At 39.4% G+C, this 1410-nt stretch carries 1 protein-coding gene; it reads left to right on the top strand.

The features are described from left to right. Positions 1 to 76: 76 nt before the first annotated feature. A protein-coding gene (locus tag PGC35_RS22015) for an IS3 family transposase (protein WP_375220723.1) occupies positions 77 to 1212 on the top strand; the annotation gives its coding sequence in 2 pieces (ribosomal slippage) (positions 77 to 302 and positions 302 to 1212; 1137 coding nt in all). Positions 1213 to 1410: the final 198 nt, after the last annotated feature.

Below are 1410 nucleotides of genomic sequence, written 5' to 3'. Positions count from 1 at the left end.
TGAATGTAGAATAGATTTATGGACACATCTTGGTTAAGTCAATAAAATTGAACTAACGAAAGGTCGTGTCTGTATTATGAGTCAAAAACGTTATAACCAAGAATTTAAACAAACAGTAGTGGAGCTTCACAGCTCAGGTACCCCGGTCAGCCAACTATCTAGCGAATATGGTGTTTCAGAAGTAACCATCTATAAATGGATTAAACAACTTTCTACAATCGAAGGAACAAAGGAATTAACTGTATCCGATGTAGAAATGATTCAAAAAGAAAATCTCCGGTTAAAACAGGAGCTTGAAATCCTAAAAAAGGCTATGACCATATTCGCGAGAAAATAGAGGACGAAGAACTGATCGACTACATTACAAATGAAAGCGGGCATCATCCAGTACAAGTGATGTGTCGCATTTTAAAGATGCCTAAAAGTACTTATTATCAATCATTTCATAAGAAACCGAACAGCTACCACGTGGCCAATGAGGCAATATTGAATCGTATAATAGCCATTCATAAAGAAAGCAAAGGTATCTATGGCGCCCCCAAAATACATGGAGCACTTTTAAAAGAAGGCTATTTTTGCAGTATAAAAAGAGTCCAACGTCTGATGAAACAAGCAGGCATTCAGTCAAACATTGTGAAGAAATACCGTCCAACAAGCACACAGGTACAAGTGGAAGAACGAGAAAATGTGTTGAAGCAAGATTTTACAACAACCACAATCAATGAAAAATGGGTGGCAGATATCACGTATATCCATACGCTTCGAGATGGCTGGTGCTATCTAGCGTCTGTCCTCGATTTGCATACAAAGAAAATAGTTGGCTACAAGTTTTCACGTACGATGACCACAGAAATCGTGTTGGATGCTTTTAAGAATGCCGTCAAAGCACAAAATCCAGCACCGGGACTAATCATACATACGGATCTGGGTACTCAATATACAAGTGAGGCATTTCAAGAACAGTTAAAAAAATATGAAATGATTGCATCATTCAGTCGTAAAGGATGCCCTTATGACAATGCATGCATCGAGTCCTTTCATGCCACACTCAAAAAAGAAGAGGTCTATCGAAAACGATATGAAGATTTTGAGAATGCGAGAATCGCCCTATTTCAATATATAGAAGGCTGGTATAATCGCAAACGAATTCATGGAAGCATCGGCTTTGTAACGCCAGAGGCGTATGAAATAATGTGTCGCGCAGCAGCCTGAGTCTTAGGGGCAAAAGCCAATCCCCCCTCCACATTTTTCAGGCACAACATCCATGGGTTAATCTCTCCACATCCCAAGTAGATTGTCAAAGGCTCTTTTCACTTTGACGATCTACTTGGGAATGTGGAACACTCCATGAATGGTGGTTGTGCAGAAAAAACTTAATCTTTTTGTGTCCAGAATCTTGACGTAGATCCA

Origin of the sequence: Psychrobacillus sp. PGGUH221 (genome assembly GCF_042055255.1) — a bacterium.
GTDB lineage: Bacteria > Bacillota > Bacilli > Bacillales_A > Planococcaceae > Psychrobacillus.
This window is presented reverse-complemented; position numbering and strand designations above follow the sequence as displayed.